This window comes from Pseudomonas sp. TH41 (assembly GCF_016650695.1).
Lineage (GTDB): Bacteria > Pseudomonadota > Gammaproteobacteria > Pseudomonadales > Pseudomonadaceae > Aquipseudomonas.
The window spans coordinates 2,844,403-2,866,320 of record NZ_JAEKFH010000003.1; the positions used below are offsets into that span (position 1 = coordinate 2,844,403).

The following is a 21,918-nucleotide window of genomic DNA, read 5'->3' on the forward strand; positions in this document are numbered from 1 at the left end:
ATCAAGCTGGGAGGACTAGGGATGGCTCGACGCTGGTTGGCTGTGATGGTTTTCGCGATGTTGGGCTCACTGGTGCAGGCGAGTGACGCGCCGACGACGCCGTCCGTGATTCATCTGGCCAGCGAAGAATGGCAAGACTACACCGCCGCCGATGGTCATGGTCTGGGCTGGGACGTCTTGCGGGAAGTGTTCGAGCCCGCCGGCGTCAAACTGGATATTCGTATCGAGCCCTACACGCGCTCCATTGGCCTGGCGCAGCGTGGCGAAGTGGACGCCTGTGTCGGCGGCTATCGCGATGAAGTCAGCGACTTGCTGTACCCGCGCTGGAATTACGATACCGATCACATCTATGCCCTGGGTCTGGCCACTAATCCGGCACCGACCCCGGAAACGCTGGGCACCTATCGACTGGCCTGGGTTCGCGGCTATGAGTTCCAGGCCTACCTGCCTAACGTGAACCGCTACAACGAAGTGGTACGGCGCACCGGAATTCTGTCGATGCTGACCCACAACCGCGCCGACTACTACATCGATGCGCTGACCGAAGTGGATTTCATTGTCAGCCGGGCCAAGGATCCGTCGCAGTACCGTCGCACCCACATCGCCGAATTGCCGCTGTACCTGTGTTTTGCCAATACTCCCAAGGCTCGCGCATTGATGGCGCTGTTCGATCAGCGCATGGAGCAATTGGTGAAGAATGGTCATTTGAAACCAATCTTCGAGCGCTGGAAGCAGCCGTATCCGTTTGATTCAAACTGAACACAACGCTTGAAACCGAAGATAAAACCCCTTGTAGGAGCGAGCTTGCTCGCGATGGTGGGTCAGTCAACACTCAGGTATCTGACACTCCATCGCGAGCAAGCTCGCTCCTACAGGTTTTAATGCGGGCATCAGTGATCTAACTTTTTGATCGTTATGCCCCATAATTCAGCCTAAGCGTCTGTCGGAACGTGCTGTTACAATGCCGCGTCTGCGAATCTCCAGTACTTATTGATCAGGAGCACACCGGTGCCTGTCGTTTTTGTCGCCGCTTCCAAGCTGCCAACGCCTTTTGCGCAATTCACCATGCACGGCTTTCTCGATGAGGAAAACGGGCGTGAGCACGTTGTACTGAGCCTGGGTGAGTTCGACGATGGTGCTCCGGTGCTCGGCCGGTTGCATTCCGAATGCCTGACCGGCGACGCCTTGTTCAGTCAGCGTTGCGACTGCGGCTCGCAACTCGAGGCCGCCTTGCAGGCCATCGCCCGCGAAGGTCGTGGCGTGTTGCTCTACTTGCGTCAGGAAGGCCGTGGCATTGGCCTGCTGAACAAGATCCGCGCCTATGAACTGCAGGACGGCGGCGCCGACACCGTTGAAGCCAACGAGCGTCTGGGCTTTGCCGCCGATCAGCGCGACTACGCCATGTGCCTGCCGATGCTTGAGCATCTAGGCGTGAAATCCCTGCGCCTGATGACCAACAACCCACGCAAGGTCAAAGCCTTGACCGACATGGGCATCGTGGTCGCCGAGCGCGTGCCGCTGCACACTGGCCACAACCCGCACAACAAACTCTATCTGGCGACCAAGGCCAGCAAGCTCGACCACATGATGGGCAACGAGCACCAGGGCGAGGCGGACCGGGCGTGACCCGCGGTCAAGTGCGGCGACGACTGTCGGTCAACTGGTGGCAATACCTGGCGTTGGGCCTGTTGCCGCTGTTCGTGATCAACGGCGTATTTGGTCAGAGCGAGGCGATTCTGCCGGTGCTGGCGATGCCGTTGTTCATCGCCGGTGTGGCCTCAATGTTTGTCAGCCTGAAATTTTTTGGTGGCTACAAACATGCGCTGATCGCCACCCAGAAAGCCCTCGATACCCCTGAAGAACCCGCCGCATGGATTACGCTGGCCGGCAAGCGTCGCACCGCGTTCCTCGCTGCGGCCTTACCAGCCTGGATCGGGGCGTTGGCGGTGTTTGTCGGCCTTGAAGCCGTGCCGCTGGTGCTGCTGGCGCTGTCGACCACGGTGCTGTTCTACCTCTACCGTATCCCGCGTCAACTCGGCTGATGCGCCGCGTTTGGCTGGCGGTTTTGCTGCTGGCCGTCAGCGGTTCGGCCTTGGCGGTTGAACGTGTGGTCAGCCTCGCGCCGTCTCTCTCTGAAATTGTTGTTGAACTGGGTTCAGCCGACCTGCTGGTCGGTGTGCTGGATGCCGGTGAGCGTCCTGCCGAACTCAAAGACCTTCCTTCCGTTGGCCGCTATGGTCAGTTGGACATGGAACGGTTGCTCAGCTTGAAGCCCGATTTACTGCTGCTCTGGCCCGGCAGCGTTGGCCCGGCGCAGCGTGAGCAGCTCAAGCGATTGAACATCCCCACCTACGTCGCCGAACCTCACAACCTCGACCAACTCACTGCGCAGATTGAGGCCATTGCCACCCAGCTCGGGCGACCTGGCCGCGGCGTGTCATTGGCCGCGAAGCTGCGGCACCGACTCGAATCACTGCGCCAGCGCTATCGTCGGGATGAGCCGGTGCGGGTGTTTTATCAGGTTTGGGATCGGCCGCTGTATACCGTCGGCGGCGGACAGATCATCAGCGACGCGCTCGATGTGTGCGGTGCGCGTAATGTGTTTGCCGACCTGACATTGCCGGCGCCGCAGGTCAGCGTTGAGGCGGTATTGCAGCGCAATCCCGAGGTGATTCTGGCCAGTGATCAAGCGCAGCTTGATGCCTGGAAGGCCTGGCCGCAGGTGTCGGCAGTGGCACAGGGGCAATTGCTGTTGGTGACGGATAAAGGCCTGGAGCGGCCGAGTGGGCAGATGATCGAGGCGACGGCCAAGTTGTGCCAAGTGATTACGCCCGACCGCTGAAACCGAGTCGCGGCCTTCGCGAGCAAGCCCGCTCCCACATTTGACCGCCTTCATCCAGACAACGCCGATCAAATGTGGGAGCGGGCTTGCTCGCGAAGAGGCCCGCCCAAACACTACAAATCTCAGGTCAGAGCCCCGGTGTCCAGGTCACCCCGAACATCCACGCCCGACCTTCCTCGCGATACCCATACTGACTGCCGTCATGGCTATACAGCGCCCGGCTGTAGCCTTTATCCAGCAGGTTATCGAGCTTCAGCTCAAGCTTGATTTCACGGTTGAGTTCCCAGCTACTGCGCAACCCCAACAGGGCGTAGCCACCCAATGGCTGTTGATTGTTCAAGTCGTCATAGCTGCTGCTGACCGCTTGCCAGCTGGCGCCGAGGCCCAGGCGATCAAATTGTCGATCCAGGTCCAGGCTCAGTGTCCGCCGTGCACGACGGGCGAGGGTATGACCGGTATCGAGATCGCGAGGGTCGATGATCTCTACGCCAAGGTTGCTCTGCCAGCCGAACAACTCCTGCTTCAACGCTGCTTCGAAACCATTGATCCGCGCTGATGCCACGTTCCGCGGGCGAGAGTTGCTGCCGAAAATAATCGCGTCTTCCAGGTTCGTGCGATACAGCGACGCTTCCAGTCGACTGCTGTCGGTCAACTGACTGCGCCATTGCAGTTCGTAGCTTTTCGAGGTTTCAGGCTTGAGGTCCGGGTTGCTGAAATCCGGGTAGTACAGGTCGTTGAACGTCGGCGCGCGGAAGCCTTCGCTGTACGTCAGCAACACGTCGTTATCCGGGTTCAACGGCAGCGTAAAGGTGCCACTCCAGCTGTTCTGGCCGCCAAACTGTTGGTTCTGGTCGCGGCGCAGGCCCAGTTCTGTGGAGAAGCTGTCCGCCTGGTAGCGATGCTGAACAAACACCGCGCGGTTCCAGCGGCTGTCCTCGTCAAACGGCGTGCTGCTGTTGATTCGGTCTTCGTACCAATCGCCGCCAAGGATCAGGCTGTTGCGCGCGTTGAGCGTCAGGTCGTTCTGCCAGCTCACCGAGTCGCGGTAGGTGTTGAATACGCCGCGCTCGTCGCTGAGTTTGTCGAGGGTCTTTTCGCGGTTTTCGCTGTGGCCGAATTCGACGCGGGTTTTCCAGAGGTCATTAACCCGTGCATCGACGTAGCTGCTGACGCTGCTCACATCGAATTCACTGTAAGGCTGTTGCTGGACCGACTCGAACGTGTCCGGGTCGAAGCGGCCGAACGGGTTGTCGAACGCGCTTTTGCCGCGGTTATCCAGCAGGTTGGCGCCGATTTCGATGTCATCGGTGAGGGCGTGGCTCAGGCTTAAACTCAGCGATTTGTTGCGGTACTCGTCGTGATCGCCGTCGCTCGGATATGACTCATGGGTGCGATTGATTCCAGCGGTTTCATCGAGGCTGGCGCCGAGGTTGAAGCGGGTTTTATCGTCGCCACCGGACAATCCGAGGCTGCGCTCCCAGGTCTGATTGCTGCCAAAACCCACGTGCATTCGCGGTTGCAGGCCGGCCTCGTTGCCACGGCGGGTGAAGATCTGGATCACCCCGCCAATCGCATCGCTGCCATAAATCACCGAACGGGAGCCGCGCAGCACTTCCACACGCTCGACCTGTTCAATGTTGATGTGTTGCAGGTTGCTGTCGCCGGAGGTCGAGTTGCCGATCCGTTGACCGTCCACCAGCACCAGGCTCTGGGCCGAATTAGTGCCGCGAATGTAAATCCCGGGCAGGCTGCCGCGCCCGCCAGTCTGCCCGACTTGCACGCCCGGCACACGCCGCAGCAAATCCGTGACGCTGTCCGGTTGCAGGCGATCGATGTCGTCGCGGGTGAACACGGTGTTGGCGGCGCTGCTGTCATTGCGTGCTTCGACCTGGCGGTTGGCGCTGATCAGTACGTCGGGCAGTTTCAGGGCCTGGTCGCGTTCGAAAGTGTCGGCCAGGAGCTGGCCGGCTGGCAGCAGGGTCAGCGTCAGCGCGAAAGGGGAGAGTTTCATGGAGGATCCGAGGCGAATTCAGGCACAACGCACGCCCCCTGTAGGAGCTGCCGAAGGCTGCGATCTTTTGATGTTGATCTTTGACAATGCCAGAGCCACCAAAGGCAAGATCAAAAGATCGCAGCCTTCGGCAGCTCCTACACGGGGATCGTGTTAGATGTTAAGCAGTTGCAGGCGTTGGCGAATCGACGCTTCGATCCCGGCTTCATCCAGCCCACACTCGGCCAGCATTTGCGCAGGCTTGGCGTGCTCGACGTAAACATCTGGCAAGCCCAGGTGCAACACTGACTTGAGGATGTTTTCGCGGGCGAGGAACTCGCTGACCGCGCCACCGGCACCGCCCATGACCGCGTTCTCTTCGATGGTCACCAGCAGCTCGTGGCTGCCGGCGATTTCGCGAACCAGCGCTTCATCAAGCGGTTTGACGAAGCGCATGTCGACCACTGTTGCATCCAGCGTCTCGGCGACTTTCAGCGCTTCGGCCAATTGCACGCCGAAGACCAGCAGGGCGACTTTGCTGCCCTGACGGCGAACCACGCCTTTGCCGATTTCGATCGGTTGCAGGTCTTTCTCGATGGTTGCGTTCGGGCCATTACCGCGTGGGTAGCGCACCGCCGCCGGGCCGTTGTACAGGTGGCCGGTGGTGAGCATTTTGCGCAGTTCGTTTTCGTCGCTCGGCGTCATCACCAGCATGCCGGGGATGCACCGCAGGAACGACAGGTCGAAGCTGCCTGCGTGCGTCGGGCCGTCTTCGCCCACCAGACCGGCGCGGTCGATGGCGAACAGCACGTCGAGGTTTTGCACCGCCACATCATGCACAAGCTGGTCATAACCGCGTTGCAGGAATGTCGAGTAGATCGCCACCACCGGTTTCGCGCCTTCGCAGGCCATGCCGGCAGCGAAGGTCACCGCGTGTTGCTCGGCAATCGCCACGTCGAAATAGCGCAGCGGGAAACGCTCGCTGAAGGCCACCAGGTCGGAGCCTTCTTTCATCGCCGGGGTGATCCCAACCAGGCGCGGATCAGCCGCGGCCATGTCGCACAGCCATTCGCCGAACACACCGGAATACTTCGGCCCAGCGGATTTTTTCGGCGCGGCGGCCGGAGCGTCCAGCGGTTCGAGTTTGGTGATGGCGTGGTAACCGATCGGATCGACTTCCGCCGGGGCGAAGCCTTTGCCTTTCTTGGTGACGATGTGCAGGAATTGCGGACCCTTCAGATCGCGCATGTTGCGCAAAGTGGCAATCAGGGTCGGCAGGTCATGGCCATCGATCGGGCCGATGTAATTCCAGCCCAACTCTTCGAACAGCGTGCCGGGAACCAGCATGCCTTTTGCGTATTCTTCGGTGCGACGGGCAATTTCCCAGGCACCGGGCAGGCGCGACAGAACCTTTTTGCTGCCTTCGCGCATGCTCGCGTAGGTGCGGCTGGAAAGGATCTTCGCCAGGTAGTTCGACAAGCCACCGACGTTGCGCGAGATCGACATGTCATTGTCGTTGAGGATCACCAGCATGTTGGCGTTCACTTCCGGCGCGTGGTTCAGCGCCTCGAACGCCATGCCGGCGGTCAGCGCGCCGTCGCCGATTACGGCGATCGCCTTGCGATCACTGTTCTGCAGGCGGGCGGCAATCGCCATGCCCAGCGCGGCGCTGATCGATGTGCTGGAGTGGCCGACGCCAAAGGTGTCGTATTCGCTCTCGGAACGACGCGGGAAGGCGGCAACGCCATCCTTCTGGCGCAGGGTGCCCATGCGCGCGCGACGGCCGGTGAGGATTTTGTGCGGATAGGCCTGATGACCCACGTCCCACACCAGCCGGTCGTCCGGGGTGTCGAAGACATAATGCAACGCGATGGTCAGCTCGATGACGCCCAGGCCGGCACCGAAATGCCCGCCGGTCTGACCGACCGTGTAGAGCAATTCCAGGCGCAACTCATCGGCCAGGGTTTCCAGCTCGGCTTCGCCTAACCGGCGCAGGCCGTCCGGCGTGTTGGCACGGTCGAGCAGGGGCGTGGTCGGGCGCTTGCGGGGAATCTCATGAAACGTCGTGGGCATCAGGCGAATCGTTATAGGTATAAAAGATGCGGCAGTTTACCTGATGCATCGCCCCCTGCCCACGCGTTGGTTTTAAGTTGGCGGATACGCCGTCAGCTACGGCGTTCGACGATATAGCGGGCCAGATCGCGCAATGGCTCGGCCGCCGCGTCAAACGGTCGCAGCGCATGCAGGGCCTGATCGCGCAGCTCCAGGGCATACGCCTTGGCCGCGTCGAGGCCGAGCAGGGCCGGGTAAGTCGGCTTGTCGCGAGCGATATCGGCGCCCTGGCGCTTACCGAGGGTCTCGGTATCGCTCTCAACGTCGAGAATGTCGTCCTGCACCTGAAACGCCAGACCAATGGCCTGTGCATACATCTGCAAAGACTTCAGTTCGTCTTTCTCGGCACGGCCGCTGGCCAATGCGCCGAGTTTGACGCTGACCTCAATCAGCGCGCCGGTCTTGTGCCGGTGCATGGTTTCGAGGGCTTTCTGATCGAGCTTCAGGCCTACCGAGCCCAGGTCGATGGCTTGACCACCGACCATACCGGCCGGGCCCGCCGCCAACGCCAGCGCGCTGACCATTTGCAGACGGATTTCAGCGTCCGACGAACTGAGGCGTGGGTCGAGGAGGGCGCTGAAGGCCAGGCTCTGCAAACCGTCACCGGCCAGAATTGCGCAGGCTTCATCGTATTTTTTGTGCGTTGTCGGCTGGCCGCGACGCAGATCGTCGTCGTCCATCGCCGGCAAATCGTCGTGCACCAGGGAATAAGCGTGAATCAGCTCCACCGCGCAGGCAGCGCCGTTGGCTTGTTCAGCCTTGCCACCCAGCGCTTCGCACGCCGCGTAGGCCAGCAGCGGGCGCACACGCTTGCCGCCGTTCATCACGCTGTAGCGCATGGCTTCGTACAGCCGCGCCAGCTCAGGGCTCGGCGCATTGAACAGGGTTTCCAGGGCCGCGTTGACCCGGGCCTGGCTGGTCGCCGAATACGCTGCAATCATTCTGGCTGATCCGCGTCGAAGGGTTCCTCGGCCAACTCGCCATCACGTTCAAGCAGCACCTGAACCTTCTGCTCGGCCTGGGCCAGCGCCGCCTGGCAATCACGGGTCAGACCGATGCCTTGCTCGAAAGCCGTCAGCGAGTCTTCCAGCGACAATTCGCCGTTCTCCAGTCGCTCTACCAGCGTTTGCAGGTCAGCGAGGGATTGTTCGAAATCCAGTGCAGCTTTTTTGCGGGCCATGGCGGCTATTTCCGGTTGACGTTAAACCGGCGCGACACTAGCAGACATGGGGGTTATGGGCAAATTCACAGACGACGCACGCTCCTTGTAGGAGCTGCCGAAGGCTGCGATCTTTTGATTTTAAAAAAACAAAATCAAAAGATCGCAGCCTCCGGCAGCTCCTACAGTGTTGAGCCATCGGGATAGCTGATTTGATAGCGGGTGCTCCGTCCGCCACCGGGCAGACGTTGTAGACAGCCCTTCTCCAGCAACTCAGCCAGATGACGAGTCGCGGTAGCCTTTGAAACCTTAGCTACCGCCTGATATTGCGCCGCGCTGATCCCGTCCGCGAAACCTCGTTCACCACCCTCAAGCAAGCGGTTAAGGACCTTTATTTGTTCGGCAGACAGTCCGGACTCTCGATGCGCCTGCCAGAAACGCGCCTTGCCCAGCACCGATTCAATTCGCGCCATGGCCTGCTGCAAACTGCGCAGCAGGGTTTGCAGAAACCACTCCAGCCACTCGGTGATATCCAGCGTGGATTTCTGGCTGGTTTCCAGCACTCGATAATAGCCGGAGCGATCCTCAAGAATGCTCGCTGACATGGCGCAGAACCGGATCGCTTGCGCTTCACCTTGCGCCAGGGCCAGGTCGGTGATGGTTCGTGTGAGGCGGCCATTGCCATCGTCGAAGGGGTGCAGGGTGACGAACCAGAAATGCGCGATGCCTGCTCGCAGCAAGGGGTCGAGTCCGGCCTGATTACGGCTGGCTTCAAACCATGTGAGGAAGGTACCGAGTTGACGCTCAAGCCCAAGGCGAGGCGGTGCCTCAAAGTGAACAGTCGGCCGGTCAAGTCGCCCTGACACCACTTGCATGGGTTCGTCGCCGCGTAATCCGCCGACGCGGATTGTTCGACTGGCAAGGTCCCTGTCCTGCTCCGGAAACAGCCATTCATGCCAATCCAGCAAGCGCTCCAGCGTCAACGGCTCATCGAAGTGCTGAGTGGCATCCAGCATCAGCTGCGCCAGGCCTTCGCTGCGCTGGCTGACCTTCTCGCCATCGGCCAGCTCAAGCCCAAGTCGCCGCGCTAATGAAGAGCGAACCGAGCCGACGTTCAACTGCTCACCTTCGATCGCCGATGAGGTCACGATGTTTTGCAGCAACGCATCCAGCTCGCTTTGAGCATTCAAAGAACCACTGACTGAACGGGTCATGCCCATCAACCGGCCTTGCGCCTGAACGCACTCGCGCAGCACGTAGGCCAAATGCTCGGCCTGCCAATTGAAGTCAGGCCAATCAGGTTGTTGCCAGATCCAGTGAGGAGCCATGATTGCGGTGCTCTTGTGGGGTGTGAGCCGATTAGAAAGGCTATTCGGCTCATACAGTGAGCCGAATATGCAGCCTATTCGGCTCACCGTCCAGCCACCACCGTGATCGCTACCGCAAATCAGATGTATCCGATTGTTAATAAACCATCGAATAGCTACCCTTCAAGCCATCTACGACCCACCATTCACGGGTCTTTCTAACGAAACGCAGTTTTTGGATCTGTAACGCGCCGAGGATCAGGCGCAAGGTTTCGTTATGCATGGCAGGAGGCGTCACATGCGTTCATTTCTTTTATTGCTGACGGGGCTCGCCTGCGCGACCGCTGCCTGGGCCGAACCGACGGCTGAGCTGTCGGAGCCGGTCGGCGGCTGGCGCTATAACGGCCTGCTCGACCGCAGCGAAAACCCTCAAGTCGCCTATCCCACACCGCCCATCGACCGCGGCGTGCAACGCAATCGCACGATGATCGAAGGCCAGCTCAAGGCCATCGGCACGCAGCGCGGGCCGCACACCTTGGCGGTCAACGGCAATCCCCTGAATTTGTACACCGACGATGAAGGGCGGTTCGCCCGGCCGTATGCCTTTGGTGCGGGCTCCAATAGCGTCGAAGTGCGCAGTGCCGAGGGCAAGTCGCTCAAGCGCGTTCAATTCTATGAAGCCAACGACCTGCGCACACCGGCGCGGATTCGGGTGGTGCTGGGGTGGGACGATCCGAAGGCCGAACTCGACCTGCACATCATTACGCCCGACGGCCAGCATGCGTTTTTCGCCCACTCAGCGTTGACCAATGGCGGCGGCCTGGACCCGGATGGCGTCGATGGCCCCGGCCCGGAAATGTTCACCATGACCGCGCCGATGCACGGCACCTATCTGGTTTACGTGAACTATTGGGGCAACTTCGGCAGCGAAGGCTATAACTTCGATGAGGCCAGCAACCAGAACGAGGTCATCACCTCGCAGATCAACCTGGTCCTCAACGAAAACACCGTTGACGAAAAGCGCGAGACCTTCATCGTGCCGCTGCGCGCGATCGGTGACCTGTTGCTGGTCAAGACTTTCAACTATTGAACATCCCGCACCACGGGTGAATTGTGCTTTGTAAACATGAGCGTGAACATGAGTGATAACACTGTATCCCCGGCCGCCGACGCTTCTGCAGCCAAACCCTCCCGTCGCTGGCCGGCGCTGCTGGTCGGGTTGTGCCTGGTGGCGGTCGTGGCGGGTGGGTTGGGATGGTTCATGCACAAAACCAAAGCGCCACCTGCGCAGTTGGCCAGCGACAAACTGGGCATGAGCCGACCGGACGGTCTGCTCGAAACCCACTCCTTGAGCCAATTGCCCAAGGATTTGCTGGCGGTGCCGTTCCTCAAGGAAACCCTGACCGAAGATTTCGTCTTCTATTACGAAGCGCATGTCGATCGCCTCGGCTTGATCGGCAGCCTGCGGCGGATCATTTACGAACATGACCTGAAGTTGCAGGACAGCCTGATCGAGCAACTGTTCGATCAACCAGCAGACGTGGCGCTGTGGCGCGGGGCGGATGGTCGGCTCAAGGATTTCCTGTTGGTGATGGACCGCGGCGGTCTGGCCAAGGTGCTGGAGCCGCTGGCGAAAGTGGCGCTGGATGATTCGCAGCTGAGCAAGATCGGCGAAGTAAAAGTCGGCGCCGACGATGTGGCGCTTTATCAACTCACCTACAACGCCAGCAAAGCGCTGCTGTTCGCCTCCCATGGCGACAAACTGGTGGTGCTGTCCAACCCGGGCAAACTCTACGACCCGCAAAGCGGCTCAGCGGAAGAACCGGGCAGCGTTTCGACCAGCGCCATCGCCGCGTTGCTCAACGGCGACAAACTCTTCCCTGAAGCCTTCGGCTTGCAACCCCGCGCGCCGGAAGTGAAACAGCGCCTCTCGGTCAACGCCAGCGTTCTGGCCATGGGGTATCAGCGTTTCATCCCGAACTTCGCCGGCCTGCGCTTTGATATGGACGACAAGGGCTGGCACAGCTTCCTCGCCATGGACGAACTGGAGAACCAGCCGGACTTCGATTTCAAACCGATCTGGCAAGCCATGCCGATGGGCGCCAGCGCTTGCGTTGCTCTACCGCTCGCCGCTGAACAACAAAAGCCGCTGCTGGTGAAACTCGGCGCCGAAGAGAATGTGGCCCAGGCGTTGACCGAACACATGGCCGGTGCCGCCGGTCTGTGTTGGTACGCCGACTCGCGTCTGTACACGCCGCTACTGGTGGCGAGCCTGAACGACAAGGACAGCGCCAAGCTCGACGGTGACCTGGGCAATCTGTTCGGCTCGATGGTCGGCGCCTACGAAAGCAAGGTCGATGAACACGCGTTCCCGGTGATCGAGAAGCAGGAAGGTGACACCCACCAGTGGCAGCGTCAGGTCAGTTCCAACTTCGGTCCTTATGCGGCCAAGGAGGCCGAAGACCCGGACGCGATCACCGGCAAGGCTTTCATGAAAGTGAGCCTGGCACGCCACGGTTCAACACTGCTGTTCTCCCTTGACGACAAGCTCCTGGACAAAGCCCTCGGCACCCTCGACAAACGCTTCCCACCGATGGCCGACGTGGTGCCCAAAGACCTGCTGATGCCGGTCTACTTCGGTCCGGATTCCATGGCGCAACTGATGCAGCAGGAAACCCTCGACAGCCTGCCGCAGGACATGGAACCGGTGTTCTACAACGCCGCGCAAACGTACTTGATCCCGAAACTGCGCACGCTCGGCGGTTACGGCAAATATGCGCTGACCTTGCCCAAAGGCAGCGAGCCCGACGGTCACTGGCAATGGCTGCCGCTGGAATGGAAAGCCCTGTGACCGCGTTCATTCGAGGCCTTGGCCTGCTGGCGATGTTGCTGGGTAGCCGCGTATTCGCCAGTGACGCCGCGCTGCTGGATCCGCAGCAATCCCAGGTCTTCCGCGCCTGGTTCGTGCGCATCGCCCAAGAGCAACTGACCCAAGGCCCGAGCCCGCGCTGGTATCAGCAGGACTGCGCCGGGCTGGTACGGTTCGCCGCCAACGAGGCACTGAAAGTCCATGACGAAAAATGGCTGCGCAGCAACGGCCTGTCCAACCGCTATCTGCCACCCGAGCTGCAATTGAGCGAGGCGCAACGCGGTCTCGCCCAGCAATGGCAACAGGGCGGCGGCAAGGTCGGGCCCTACGTCAACGCAATCAAGCTGATCCAGTTCAACAGTCATCTGGTCGGCCGCGATCTGGCGCAAGCCCGGCCCGGCGACCTGATGTTTTTCGATCAGGGCGACGACCAGCACCTGATGATCTGGATGGGCCGCTACATCGCCTATCACACCGGCACCAGTACCCCGACTGACAACGGCATGCGATCCGCGAGCCTGCAGCAACTCATGACATGGAAGGACACCCGATGGATACCCGACGCAGCCAACCCCAACTTTATCGGCGTCTATCGACTGAACTTTCTCTCCCAATGATCGGTGCCCGCATGCTGCGTCTGTGCTCAAAACTGCCGTTGCTGTTGGCCTTGCTGGCGCCCTTGGCCACGGTCAACGCCGAAGACACCGTCGAGCCGAGCGGCTACACGCCGGTGGCCGGTGAAAGCTTTTTCCTGCTGGCCGACAGCAGTTTCGCCAGTGACGAACAAGCGATGGTGCGCCTTGAAGCGCCGGGCCGCGACTACCGCCGATTCCGCATGGAGCCTTACGGCGGCGCCGACATTCGCGTGTATCGCATTGATAAGCCGCTGGATTTCCTCAAACGTCAGAAGAACCTGCACCGCGTGGTCAGCGACGGCCAGTTCAAGGGCGAAGGCCTGTCGAACACCCTCGCGTACCTGTGGGATAACTGGTACCGCAAATCCCGTCGGGTGATGCAGCGGGCGTTTTCCTACGAGTCGCGTAAGCAAGTCACCGAGGAAGTACCGGAACTGAAGATGGGCACGGCGATCGCTGCGCCAACGCCTTACGACGCTCGGCCGCAATTCGCGTTGATTCCGGGCTTGCCAGTGGTCAGTCAGTTCCGTTATCCACTGTGGGAAGCCAAACCGATCCAGCCGCCTGCCGGCGTGAACCTGGCCGGTTCTTCCAGCGAGTTTGTCAGCGTCGCACCGGGCAATGTGTATATTCCGTTGGGTCATCTGAAGCCGGGTCTGTACCTGGTGGAAGCGTTGATCGGCAAGTACCGCGCGACCACCATGGTGTTCGTCTCCAATACCGTGGCGGTGAGCAAGATTGCCGGTGATGAACTGCTGGTGTGGGCCGCGCGCAAACACGAAGGCAGTTCGGTGCCGAAGGTGAATGTGCTGTGGACCGACGGCCTCGGCGTGATGAGCAGTGGCGCCACTGACGCCGACGGTTTGCTGCGTCTGAAACACGTCAGCCCCGAACGTTCGTTCGTGATCGGCGAGGACGAAGAGGGCGGGGTGTTTGTCTCCGAAAACTTCTATTACGACAGCGAAATCTACGACACCAAACTCTATGCGTTTACCGACCGACCGCTGTACCGGCCGGGGGATTGGGTGTCGCTGAAAATCGTCGGTCGCGAGTTCAAGAATGCGCGCGATTCGGTATTGCCGACCGCTGCCGACGTCAACGTGACCGTGCTCGATGCCACGGGCACCGCGCTGCAATCGCTGGCGCTGAAACTTGACGCCAAGGCCGGCACTCAAGGCCGTTTCCAGTTGCCGGACAACGCGGTGGCGGGCGGTTATGAAGTGCGTTTCAGCTACAGGGATCAGGCCTATAGCAGCGCCTTCCGTGTCGCCGAATACATCAAGCCGCACTTCGAGATTTCGCTGAACCTGGCCAAGCAGGATTACCGCACTGGCGAGCCGGTAAAAGGCAGTCTGGTGCTGCTGTACCCCGACGGTAAACCCGTGGCCAACGCGAAGCTGAGCCTGAGTCTGCGTGCCCAGCAACTGTCGATGGTCGACAACGAACTGCAATACCTCGGGCAATTCCCGGTAGAGCTGACCAGCACCGAACTGACCACTGACGCCAAGGGCAACGCGACCCTCGACCTGCCCGCCGCCGACAAACCGAGCCGTTACATGCTCACTGTGTTTGCCAGCGATGGCGCGGCGTATCGGGTCAAAACCACCAAGGAAATCCTCATCGACCGAGGTGCCGCGAGTTTCAGCCTGCACGCGCCACAGCGCTTCAGTGCGGTGGGCGACAAGGTTGCGTTCACTTACGCCAACGAAGGTGGCAGTGAACAAAGCAAAGCCGTTACGCCAAGCGGCTACAGCTGGGTGCGTCTGGAAGACCAAAGCACCGGTGAAGACAAACTCGCGGCAACCGATAAAGGCTTTACCTTTGTCTTCGACCGCCCGGGCACTTACAACCTGACGTTGAAGGATGATCACGGCCGCGTCGTCGGCGCCACCGGCCATTCGGTCACGGGCGAGGGCGTCAAAGCCGTGCCGGGCACCGTAGAAATCGTCCTCGACAAACCCGAGTACAAGGCCGGTGACGAAGCGTTGGCGTTGATCACTTTTCCTGAACCCGTCAGCGATGCATTGCTGTCGCTGGAGCGTGACAAGGTCGAGGCCACCGCGCTGCTGTCCAAGGGCGGCGACTGGCTGAAGATGGAAAAACTCAGCGACACCCAATACCGCGCGCGCATCCCGGTGAAGGACCATTTCGCCCCGAACCTGACGTTCTCCGTTCTCTATACCAAGGGCGGTCAGTACAGCTTCCAGAACGCCGGCATCAAGGTGGTGGCGCCGCAGATCGACGTGGCCATCGCCACCGATAAAGAGTCCTATCAGCCGGGCGATACGGTGTCGGTCGACCTTACCACTCAGTTCGCGGGCAAGCCGATTCCGGCGCACCTGACGGTCAGCGTGGTCGATGAAATGGTCTACGCGCTGCAACCGGAAGTGGCGCCGACCATCGACCAATTCTTCTATCACCCGCGCCGCAACAATGTGCGCACCAGCGCCAGTCTGTCGTTCATCAGCTACGACGTCGCGTTGCCGGGCAGCCCAGGCGCACCGGGTAAAGCCAACCGCAGTGAGCGGGGCGTGAAAGTGTTGGAGCGACCGCGTCGCGAAGACGTCGACACTGCCGCGTGGCAGCCGGAACTGATCACCGACGCCAACGGCAAAACCCGCTTCACCTTCAAGATGCCGGACTCGCTGACCCGCTGGCGCATCACCGCGCGAGCCATCGCAGATGACGGTCAGGTCGGACAGAAGAAGCAATTCGTGCGTTCGGAAAAACCGCTGTACCTGAAGTGGAGCGGCCCGACCAAGTTCCGCACCGGCGACAAGCCGGATCTTGGTGTATTTGCCTTCAGCCAGGCCGAGCAACCGGTCAAGGCTGAGTTGGTGATTCACGACGGCGGTTCAGATCAACGTGTGCCGGTGACGCTGAATAACGGCATCAACTACATCGCGCTGCCAGCGTTCGCGTTGGCCGGTGGCGAGTGGACAGCTGAACTGGTGCAGGACGGTAAAACCGCGGATGCACTGGCCGTGCGCCTGACCGCAACGGGCGAAGGTTGGCAAGTCACGCAAAGCCAAAGTATCGACGTGGCGACGGGTGATACGCCGTTGACCTTGCCCGCTGACGCGACGGACATTCGTCTGCGTCTGGATGACAGCCCGCAAGCACTGTTCCGTTCGGCACTCGATGATTTGCTGAGCTATCCGTACGGCGGCGTCGAGCAGACGGCCAGTCGTTTGCTGCCGTTGAGCATCGCGTATCCGACCTTGTCGTCGAATCCGCAGATCCGCGATCGCTTGCGTTTGATCATGCAAAACAGCCGCCTGCGCCTGGTACAAATGGCCGGGCCTTCCGCGAGTTTTACCTGGTGGGGCATGGACGGTGAACCGGACGCGTTCCTCACCGCGTACGCCTATTACGCCGACTGGCACGCCAGCAAAGCGCTGGAACTGAGCCTGCCGCCGGAGCATTGGCAGCGGGTGCTGGAGGTCTACGCCAAACAGGCGAAAAACACCCCTCTGTTGCAGCGCGCGCTGATTCTGTCGTTCGCTAAACAGATGCAATTGCCGGTGAACACCTTGCTCAGTGGTTTGATGGACGACCTGTCGAAAGCGGGAGAGGGCAATGCGGCGAACTTGATGGAGGACGGTGAAGACAGCATCGTCATGAGCGATCCGGATTCGGCGCTGGGTTTGGCTGCGGCGCGTGCGCTGACGGCCTCGTTGGCGCGTCAGTCCAAGGTGACGTTGCCGGATGCTTTCAACCGACAACTGGCCGACGCACAACAGCGTCTGGCCGTCAGCTCGCAGCCGTTTGCCGAAGCCTTGAACCTGTCGCTGCAAACCTTCGATCAGGCACACGCGCAAGCGCTGTTGCAGCGTCTGTTGCCACAACAATCAACCCTGGAACGTGCGTTGGCGCTGACCTGGTTGCAGCGCAGCATCGAACAAGCTTCGCCGACCATCGCACTGGTACCGGGTGAAGGCTGGAAGAAAGAACACGGTGATACCGGTGAGGTGTATTGGACGTGGCAGGGTGCTCCGCCCGTACCCGCCGTGTTGTCGCTGGCCGGGGCGCAAGAGCGTCCATTGCGGGCGGCGTTGAGCTTCCAGACCCAACAACCGCCGGTTGATCCGATGGCCGTGACCATCACCCGTCGCCTGTCGCGTCTGGTACCGGGTGACGAAGCGTTCACCTTCAAACTGGAAGCGGTCGGCACGCAGCCGTTATCCAGTGACAGCCTGTATCTGGATGAAGTGATCATCACCAGCAAAGCCGCCAAACCACTGCGTTACGGGATGATCGAAGTGCCGCTGCCACCGGGAGCCGATGTCGAGCGTACGACGTGGGGGATCAAACTCATGGGCAAGGCCGGCACCGAGCCGACCGCGCTGGAGAAGGCGCGCTTCGAACCGGGCCAGATGGCCTACGCCATTCCGGTGGACGCCTTGAGTGGCGAGTTGCGTGTGCGCCATCTGGTGCGCTTCTCGCAGAAAGGCCAGTTCAACCTGCCGCCGGTGCGTTTCACCCAGGTCTACGCGCCACAGCATCAGGCTCAGGAACAGAAACCGGCGCTTGGTCAGGTCACGGTCCACTGACATGCTGCGGCCTCTGGTCTGGTGGCTGATGTGTTTGATCCCTGCGCTGGCGACAGCGCAGGACGAGCCGCTGCGGCTGGGCTTCAAGGGCGAAATGATTTCCTTGAACCGGACTCAGGTGATCGCGCGCGAGCCGTTGCCTGCTGATTTGCAGGCGCCGTTGGGCAGTCTGTGGAAGTTGTTTGTCTACGGCTGGCTGGTGGATACCGGCGCGCGTGAGCCTGCTTACGAGTGTCATGGGCAGTCAAAAGAAGAAGTTTATTGCTGCACGGCGGGCGGCAAGATTGAACGCGATCAAGCGCTGGTGAAATCGTGTGGGTTGTATTTCGAGCCTGCGCGGTTGGGCATCGCTGGCGCTGAGTGGCGCAAATATTGGCAGGCGCGACAGGCGCCGGAGTGGCTGCTGGACTTGCCCTCGTTGAAGCCTTCCACGCGAGTGTCGGTGGTTGAATTGCTTAAGGTGTTAGCCGTGATGCCGGCGCAGGATCAGGCGCGACGGGTGTTGCTGGATGTGGTGCTGAACGCCGCTGACGGCAATGTCGTGGGCGAACTCGGTGGCCGGTTACGGGTGAAAACCTGGAGCTGGTTGGGCGATCAGGATCCGACTTCGCGCCAGGGTGGGTTCGCCGGTTGGACGGCGGATGGCACGCCGATCTGGGCCGGTGGGCGCGGGACCAGTCAAAGGGTCCTGCGCAATTACGGTGAGGCGTTGTCTTCTGTGTTGCCGGTTGATTGGCCTTCGGACGCGGGGCGTTGCGTTGAAGTCGACCTGTTTTCTCACTACCCGATTGGGCGTGTGCTGTCCGGTGATCGCGTTGTAGCGTCCGGTCCCTTACAAGGCGACTACCGCGTCGAATTCATCAACGGCAACCAACTCGATATCCACAGCGATGGCGAACTGTTTCTGTTGAAGGACACGCTGGTCGCTCGTCTGGATCGCGAAGAATACGTCGCCCGCGTCCTTCAGCGCGAAGCCAGACCCGAGCCCGTCGAAGCCGCCAAAGCGCTGGCCATTGCCATCCGCACCTACCTGCTGCAAAACGCCACCCGCCACGGCGATTGCCTGAGCATCGACGACAGCAGCAGCCGGCAACGCGTCGCCCCACGTCCAGCCACCATTGAGTCCCGCAATGTTGCGGCCTGGACCAGCGACCTGGTGTTGGCCGGCAGTACCGTCACCTACCACTCCGACCAACCCGGTCCGGACAAACTCTCCTGGCAGCAAGCCGTCGAACAAGCCAACGCCGGCCAGCGCTACGACGCCATCCTGCTCCACGCCTACCCCCGCGCCAGCCTCAGCCGCTGGGACAATCCCGTCGCCGCCTGCGAAGCACTCCCCGCTGCGCAAGACTGGCTACAAAACCAACGTCGCGGCTGGCGCCAACGCCTCGAAAGCGAAGTCGGCTACAACGAAGTCAGCACCTTCGCCGTCTGCCGGCTCTCTTTCGGCCACCCCTACGTCGACCGCGAACGCCAGCGCATCTACGTGCGCGGCGTGCTGTCGCTGCAAGACCGCCTCGACCTGACCCACGAATACCTGCACCTGGCCTTCGACGCACACCCCAACGGCCAGGATGAAACCTACATCGAAGGGCTCGCCCGCCACCTCTTGCTGGAATAGGCCATGAACGTCAGTTATCCACAGGTCTTCCTGTTCCTTTGCGCCTTTGGCGTGTTGCCGACGCTTTTTGCGGCGGATAGCGCCGTCAAACTGGACACCCCCGTCGGTGGCTGGCGCACGGGTGCGATTGAGGGTGAAGGCGAGAACTTCCGTCAGACCGTCAATTACCCGGCCTCATCAGTGAACACCCCGATGGGGCAAGCCAACACCGCGCGCATCACTGGCCAGATCAAAACCACCCCCAAGTCCACTGACCCCGGCCGATTGATCGTCAACGGCGTCAGCATGCCACTGAAGATCGATCCGGCTGGCCGCTTTGATCGACCGTTCTCGTTCCCCAATGGCAGCAACAGCGTCGAAGTCCGAAGCCCTGATGGTCAGCAGAGGCATCGCACGCAGTTCCTCAACGCCAGTGGCGGGGCTACCCCAGCCAAGTTGCGAGTGTTGTTGTCATGGGACAGCGACAACACAGACCTGGACTTGCACCTGATCACCCCCGATGGCGCGCACATCTGGTATGGCGATCGTGTTGCCCCCAATGGTGCGGCGCTGGATGTTGATGTGACGACGGGTTACGGCCCGGAAATCTTCGCCATGCCAGCGCCGATCAAAGGGCAGTATCTGGTGTATGTGAATTACTTCGGTGGCGGGTATCGCAGTGATGAGGAGGGGCAGGAGGATGCCGTTCAGCCGCTGACGACGGCGCAGGTGACGGTGATTACGGAGGAAGGGACGCCGAATGAGAAGATGGAGACTTTTCTGGTGCCGATGAGGGCGGTGGGGGAGTTGACGTTGGTTAAGGGGTTTAGTTATCCGTGAGGCGGTAATAGTGACAGCGGTGCTGTCACTATTAAATTGGGCAGTAGCGTGCGCCCGATTGGATGAAGGATGACGTTGAGTCAAAACGCAGACATTAAAAAGCCGGCTTGTGGCCGGCTTCTCGGGGACTGGCTTGGTTCATTTTTGGTAAACCGCGCCAGCCTTCAAAACGTACACCCGGATCTTGCGTCCGGCTGTGGGACTTGGCGAGAAAATCATCTGCCTTGTCGGTGCGATTCTCCGCCGCGGGGCGGGTCGATGCGCAAAATATGGGGCGCAGCATACTGATTTTTTTGGGAAATTCCCAGTCTGGTGTGCGTGTTGGAGCGATTGCGGTATGTGTAGCAGCTGCCGAAGGCTGCGTTCGGCTGCGCAGCGGCCGTAAACCCGGTATCCGCGGTAATCCTGAGATACCGTGGTGGATGGTTTCACGACTGCTCCGCAGCCGAACGCAGGCTTCGCCAGCTGCCACAAGGGTTGCGTAGTCATAGGAAGGGGACGGGTGGCCGGCGTTTGTTGAGGGTTGACCACCAGAACACCCAGCCCAATACCCTGATGTTCTGCTCTTCGATTTGCGGCGCTCTGAAGATCTCGTCCGGGTACTCGGCGCGGTTATGGCTGCGCAATCGCAGTGCATTTCCGGGCATCCGGTGCAGGTATTTGATCCGCAGCATGCCGTCATGTTCGATCGCGTAAATTTCCCCGTCAACAATCTGCGTCAGGCCGCGGTCGATGGCGACGGTTGAGCCGTCTTCGATTTTTTCGCCCATGCTGTTGCCGATCATGTAGGCGCAGATGGCATCTGTATGGTTGATTTCCAGGGAGTCCAGGTGGCTGCGGGGCAGGCGAATGGGTTGGCTGGTGTCTTCGATGACGTGGGTTTTGGTAGAGCCTGGAGTGGTGGCAGCTTCTTTGTAGAAGGCCAGCTCAACGTCGGTGGGTTCTATGACCGTGTAGATGCCGCGGATGGCCTGGGCGTCGAAGGTGTTGCCGGATTCGTCGAGCAGGCGCAGGTGTTTGGCGTCTTTCGGGCCTTCGGCGGTTTTCAGCCAGTCGCTGTTGACGGACAGTTTTCTGGCGACTTCTTCCATGTAGTAAGCGGGCACACCGCGGGTGTACCAGTTGTGGACGTTTTGCGGCGCCGTGTCCAGGAACTCGGCAAATCCTGTCGTCGTAATGTTCGCCGCTTTGAGGAGCGCTTTAAACCGTGGACCGCTAGTGTTCTTTTTCATAAACACGAGTCTACGGGCGCAGGGCGGGGGTTTGAATAAACAAACCGTTCAAAATTCGAGGGAAATTTACGACTGGATGTAAGACCTATTTGGCGAATTTTAAACAAGAAAAAACGAGTGCAGCCGGGAGGTAAACGGTCTGTTTAAAATCACTTTATAGGCGTCCACAAAAAACCCCGGATCAACCGGGGTTCTTTTCAAGCCGTCAGTGGCGCAAGGCCAATGGCGTCTCAGCCTTTATAGGCAGCAACCGACTTGGTGATCGCGTCGCGGGCGGCGTCTGCACCGGCCCAGCCTTCGATCTTCACCCATTTGCCTTTTTCGAGGTCTTTGTAGTTCGCGAAGAAGTGCTCGATCTGCTGAATCAGCAGCGGTGGCAGATCGGTGTATTCCTTCACGTCGACGTACAGCTGGGACAGCTTGTCGTGTGGAACTGCGATGACTTTGGCATCGCCGCCGCCGTCGTCGGTCATGTTCAGGATGCCGACCGGACGTGCGCGAATGACCGAACCAGGAGCAACCGGGTAAGGGGTCACGACCAGCACGTCGAGGGGGTCACCGTCGTCAGCCAGGGTGTTCGGGATGAAACCGTAGTTGGCCGGGTAGAACATCGGGGTGGCCATGAAACGGTCAACGAACAGGCAATCGCTGTCTTTGTCGATTTCGTATTTGATCGGCGCGTGGTTGGCCGGAATCTCGATCGCGACGTAGATGTCGTTCGGCAGGTCTTTGCCAGCCGGAATCTTGCTGTAGCTCATTGGGCGGTGCCCCCGTTAGTT

General features: G+C 60.4%; 18 protein-coding genes. 10 read left to right on the forward strand and 8 right to left on the reverse strand.

Annotation, left to right across the window (positions count from 1 at the left end; all coding sequences use genetic code 11):
* Positions 1 to 21 precede the first annotated feature (21 nt).
* The 4 genes from JFU37_RS15685 (at position 22) to JFU37_RS15700 (ending at position 2,842) form a co-directional block, all read left to right on the forward strand.
* Positions 22 to 759, forward strand: a complete 738-nt coding sequence (locus JFU37_RS15685; RefSeq protein WP_201116084.1) for a substrate-binding periplasmic protein — start codon at positions 22 to 24, stop codon at positions 757 to 759.
* Positions 760 to 1,008: 249 nt separating this feature from the next.
* Entirely contained in the window at positions 1,009 to 1,626 is a 618-nt protein-coding gene (gene ribA, locus JFU37_RS15690) for a GTP cyclohydrolase II (RefSeq protein ID WP_045057501.1), read from the forward strand.
* Positions 1,623 to 2,042: an MFS transporter gene (locus JFU37_RS15695; protein WP_201116085.1), complete on the forward strand. Its 420-nt coding sequence runs from the start codon at positions 1,623 to 1,625 to the stop codon at positions 2,040 to 2,042. Before ribA ends, JFU37_RS15695 begins: the two co-directional genes overlap by 4 nt.
* Positions 2,042 to 2,842 carry a cobalamin-binding protein gene (locus tag JFU37_RS15700; protein WP_201116086.1) on the forward strand — a complete coding sequence of 267 codons (801 nt, stop codon included), beginning with the start codon at positions 2,042 to 2,044 and terminating at the stop codon, positions 2,840 to 2,842. Before JFU37_RS15695 ends, JFU37_RS15700 begins: the two co-directional genes overlap by 1 nt.
* A 127-nt stretch (positions 2,843 to 2,969) precedes the next feature.
* Here the strand turns inward: JFU37_RS15700 and JFU37_RS15705 are convergent, their stop codons facing one another.
* From JFU37_RS15705 to JFU37_RS15730, 6 genes are all read right to left on the reverse strand, one after another.
* Positions 2,970 to 4,853, reverse strand: a complete 1,884-nt coding sequence (locus tag JFU37_RS15705) for a TonB-dependent receptor domain-containing protein (RefSeq protein WP_201116087.1) — start codon at positions 4,851 to 4,853, stop codon at positions 2,970 to 2,972.
* Between the two features lie 153 nt (positions 4,854 to 5,006).
* Entirely contained in the window at positions 5,007 to 6,905 is a 1,899-nt protein-coding gene (gene dxs / locus JFU37_RS15710; protein WP_201116088.1) for a 1-deoxy-D-xylulose-5-phosphate synthase, read from the reverse strand.
* A 92-nt stretch (positions 6,906 to 6,997) separates the two neighbouring features.
* Complete coding sequence (ispA, locus tag JFU37_RS15715; protein WP_201116089.1) at positions 6,998 to 7,885, reverse strand: (2E,6E)-farnesyl diphosphate synthase; 888 nt, start codon at positions 7,883 to 7,885, stop codon at positions 6,998 to 7,000.
* Positions 7,882 to 8,124: an exodeoxyribonuclease VII small subunit gene (locus JFU37_RS15720; RefSeq protein ID WP_007894317.1), complete on the reverse strand. Its 243-nt coding sequence runs from the start codon at positions 8,122 to 8,124 to the stop codon at positions 7,882 to 7,884. The genes ispA and JFU37_RS15720 overlap by 4 nt, the downstream gene beginning before the upstream one ends.
* 161 nt (positions 8,125 to 8,285) lie before the next feature.
* Complete coding sequence (locus JFU37_RS15725; RefSeq protein ID WP_207201449.1) at positions 8,286 to 9,431, reverse strand: Fic family protein; 1,146 nt, start codon at positions 9,429 to 9,431, stop codon at positions 8,286 to 8,288.
* Between the two features lie 136 nt (positions 9,432 to 9,567).
* Positions 9,568 to 9,708: a hypothetical protein gene (locus tag JFU37_RS15730; protein WP_201116090.1), complete on the reverse strand. Its 141-nt coding sequence runs from the start codon at positions 9,706 to 9,708 to the stop codon at positions 9,568 to 9,570.
* Here JFU37_RS15730 and JFU37_RS15735 point away from each other — a divergent pair, their 5' ends adjacent.
* Genes JFU37_RS15735 through JFU37_RS15760 form a run of 6 tightly spaced genes read left to right on the forward strand, consistent with a single transcriptional unit; the run spans position 9,709 to position 19,907 of the window.
* Complete coding sequence (locus JFU37_RS15735) at positions 9,709 to 10,500, forward strand: YfaP family protein (RefSeq protein WP_201116091.1); 792 nt, start codon at positions 9,709 to 9,711, stop codon at positions 10,498 to 10,500.
* Between the two features lie 48 nt (positions 10,501 to 10,548).
* Positions 10,549 to 12,261: a DUF2138 domain-containing protein gene (locus JFU37_RS15740; RefSeq protein WP_201116092.1), complete on the forward strand. Its 1,713-nt coding sequence runs from the start codon at positions 10,549 to 10,551 to the stop codon at positions 12,259 to 12,261.
* Positions 12,246 to 12,896 carry a DUF1175 domain-containing protein gene (locus JFU37_RS15745; protein WP_201116509.1) on the forward strand — a complete coding sequence of 217 codons (651 nt, stop codon included), beginning with the start codon at positions 12,246 to 12,248 and terminating at the stop codon, positions 12,894 to 12,896. Before JFU37_RS15740 ends, JFU37_RS15745 begins: the two co-directional genes overlap by 16 nt.
* The gene (locus JFU37_RS15750; RefSeq protein ID WP_201116511.1) at positions 12,893 to 17,467 is read left to right on the forward strand and encodes an alpha-2-macroglobulin family protein; all 4,575 of its coding nucleotides are present in this window, start codon (positions 12,893 to 12,895) and stop codon (positions 17,465 to 17,467) included. The genes JFU37_RS15745 and JFU37_RS15750 overlap by 4 nt, the downstream gene beginning before the upstream one ends.
* Before the next feature lies 1 nt (position 17,468).
* Entirely contained in the window at positions 17,469 to 19,088 is a 1,620-nt protein-coding gene (locus JFU37_RS15755; RefSeq protein WP_201116093.1) for a DUF2300 domain-containing protein, read from the forward strand.
* A 3-nt stretch (positions 19,089 to 19,091) separates the two neighbouring features.
* On the forward strand, positions 19,092 to 19,907 hold the full coding sequence (locus JFU37_RS15760) for a YfaP family protein (RefSeq protein ID WP_201116094.1): 816 nt from the start codon (positions 19,092 to 19,094) through the stop codon (positions 19,905 to 19,907).
* Between the two features lie 485 nt (positions 19,908 to 20,392).
* On the opposite strand, the gene JFU37_RS15765 is transcribed toward JFU37_RS15760, so the two are convergent.
* Both JFU37_RS15765 and ppa read right to left on the reverse strand, forming a co-directional pair.
* Positions 20,393 to 21,139, reverse strand: coding sequence for a S24 family peptidase (locus tag JFU37_RS15765; protein ID WP_201116095.1), 747 nt, complete (start codon positions 21,137 to 21,139; stop codon positions 20,393 to 20,395).
* Between the two features lie 230 nt (positions 21,140 to 21,369).
* On the reverse strand, positions 21,370 to 21,897 hold the full coding sequence (ppa, locus tag JFU37_RS15770; protein ID WP_201116096.1) for an inorganic diphosphatase: 528 nt from the start codon (positions 21,895 to 21,897) through the stop codon (positions 21,370 to 21,372).
* Between the last annotated feature and the right edge of the window lie 21 nt (positions 21,898 to 21,918).

Coding starts and splice junctions, on each gene's coding strand:
- JFU37_RS15685 (WP_201116084.1), top strand. CDS start 22: ATGGCTCGACGCTGGTTGGCTGTGATGGTTTTCGCGATGTTGGGCTCA.
- JFU37_RS15700 (WP_201116086.1), top strand. CDS start 2,042: ATGCGCCGCGTTTGGCTGGCGGTTTTGCTGCTGGCCGTCAGCGGTTCG.
- JFU37_RS15705 (WP_201116087.1), bottom strand. CDS start 4,853: ATGAAACTCTCCCCTTTCGCGCTGACGCTGACCCTGCTGCCAGCCGGC.
- dxs (WP_201116088.1), bottom strand. CDS start 6,905: ATGCCCACGACGTTTCATGAGATTCCCCGCAAGCGCCCGACCACGCCC.
- ispA (WP_201116089.1), bottom strand. CDS start 7,885: ATGATTGCAGCGTATTCGGCGACCAGCCAGGCCCGGGTCAACGCGGCC.
- JFU37_RS15720 (WP_007894317.1), bottom strand. CDS start 8,124: ATGGCCCGCAAAAAAGCTGCACTGGATTTCGAACAATCCCTCGCTGAC.
- JFU37_RS15725 (WP_207201449.1), bottom strand. CDS start 9,431: ATGGCTCCTCACTGGATCTGGCAACAACCTGATTGGCCTGACTTCAAT.
- JFU37_RS15735 (WP_201116091.1), top strand. CDS start 9,709: ATGCGTTCATTTCTTTTATTGCTGACGGGGCTCGCCTGCGCGACCGCT.
- JFU37_RS15740 (WP_201116092.1), top strand. CDS start 10,549: ATGAGTGATAACACTGTATCCCCGGCCGCCGACGCTTCTGCAGCCAAA.
- JFU37_RS15745 (WP_201116509.1), top strand. CDS start 12,246: ATGGAAAGCCCTGTGACCGCGTTCATTCGAGGCCTTGGCCTGCTGGCG.
- JFU37_RS15750 (WP_201116511.1), top strand. CDS start 12,893: ATGATCGGTGCCCGCATGCTGCGTCTGTGCTCAAAACTGCCGTTGCTG.
- JFU37_RS15755 (WP_201116093.1), top strand. CDS start 17,469: ATGCTGCGGCCTCTGGTCTGGTGGCTGATGTGTTTGATCCCTGCGCTG.
- JFU37_RS15760 (WP_201116094.1), top strand. CDS start 19,092: ATGAACGTCAGTTATCCACAGGTCTTCCTGTTCCTTTGCGCCTTTGGC.
- JFU37_RS15765 (WP_201116095.1), bottom strand. CDS start 21,139: ATGAAAAAGAACACTAGCGGTCCACGGTTTAAAGCGCTCCTCAAAGCG.
- ppa (WP_201116096.1), bottom strand. CDS start 21,897: ATGAGCTACAGCAAGATTCCGGCTGGCAAAGACCTGCCGAACGACATC.